The sequence below is a fragment of the Pseudomonas sp. BF-R-24 genome (genome assembly GCF_019947335.1).
Taxonomy (GTDB): domain Bacteria; phylum Pseudomonadota; class Gammaproteobacteria; order Pseudomonadales; family Pseudomonadaceae; genus Aquipseudomonas; species Aquipseudomonas jessenii.
Genome location: NZ_JAGYGG010000088.1, coordinates 1 through 1,445, shown reverse-complemented (window position 1 = coordinate 1,445; position 1,445 = coordinate 1). Strand labels below are relative to the sequence as shown.

Below are 1,445 nucleotides of genomic sequence, written 5' to 3'. Positions count from 1 at the left end.
GTGATCAGATGCCCGCCGGCATCCAGTACCGCAATGGTCAAGGGTGCCGCAGAGATTGCACGCCCGGCGGTGATGGCCTCGTTGACCAGGTTGACTGCGACTTTCAAGGTTAAAGCGCTCATGGTGCCGTCCTCATTTTGTTTTTCGGAAAGTCGGTGGACTGCGCCGTTGTGCCGCAGCCCGATGCAACAAATAGAACACAATGAATTATTTTTTTGTATACAATAATCATCGAAAGGCGCCACATGCGACGAAAAGCCACAGCAGAACGGGCTTCCGACGAATGAAACAAGCGCTTGAGAAAATGGATTGACCTGCGCCGTCCGCCGTGAATACACTCTGCGCAAAGCCACTTGTATACAATTACAAAACGTAAAGAGGCACAAAACCATGAGCAAAATGAGAGCAATCGAAGCCGCCGTTCTGGTGATGCGCCGCGAAGGGGTCGATACCGCTTTTGGCATCCCGGGTGCCGCCATCAACCCGTTGTACTCCGCCCTGCAAAAGGTCGGCGGCATCGATCACGTACTCGCTCGCCACGTTGAAGGCGCCTCGCACATGGCCGAGGGCTACACCCGCACCAAGGCCGGCAACATCGGCGTGTGCATCGGCACTTCCGGCCCTGCCGGTACCGACATGGTCACCGGGCTCTACAGCGCCTCGGCCGACTCGATTCCAATCCTCTGCATCACAGGCCAGGCACCCCGCGCCCGTATGCACAAGGAAGACTTCCAGGCTGTCGATATCACCACCATCGTCAAGCCAGTCACCAAGTGGTCGACCACCGTCATGGAACCGGGCCAGGTGCCTTACGCGTTCCAGAAAGCTTTCTATGAAATGCGCTCCGGCCGTCCGGGCCCGGTGCTGATCGACCTGCCGTTCGACGTGCAGATGGCCGAAATCGAATTCGACATCGACGCCTACCAGCCACTGCCATTGGCCAAGCCGAGCGCTACCCGCGTCCAGATTGAAAAGGCCCTGGCCATGCTGGATCAGGCCGAGCGTCCATTGCTGGTGGCCGGTGGCGGCATCATCAATGCCGATGCCGCCGATCTGCTGGTGGAGTTCGCCGAACTGACCGGTATTCCAGTGATCCCGACCCTGATGGGCTGGGGCGCCATCCCGGACGATCACCCGTTGATGGTAGGCATGGTTGGCTTGCAGACGTCGCACCGCTACGGCAACGCCACCATGCTCAAGTCCGACGTGGTTCTGGGCGTAGGCAACCGCTGGGCCAACCGTCATACCGGTTCCGTTGACGTGTACACCGAAGGCCGCAAGTTCATTCATGTTGATATCGAACCGACCCAGATCGGCCGCGTGTTCACCCCGGACCTGGGCATCGTTTCCGACGCTGCCGCCGCGCTGACCGTGTTCATCGAAGTCGCTCGCGAATGGCAAGCCGCCGGCAAGCTGAAGAACCGCAGCGCCTGGTTGCAAGACTG

Annotated in this window: 1 protein-coding gene and 1 pseudogene; one reads left to right on the top strand and one right to left on the bottom strand. The window is 59.3% G+C overall.

The window, feature by feature from the left end:
* A pseudogene (locus KGA98_RS28385) lies at positions 1-122 on the bottom strand (heme-binding protein); the annotation flags it as partial.
* Between the two features lie 268 nt (positions 123-390).
* Here KGA98_RS28385 and KGA98_RS28380 point away from each other — a divergent pair.
* The coding region (locus tag KGA98_RS28380) for a thiamine pyrophosphate-binding protein (RefSeq protein ID WP_263287952.1) at positions 391-1,445 on the top strand (1,055 nt) is incomplete at its 3' end.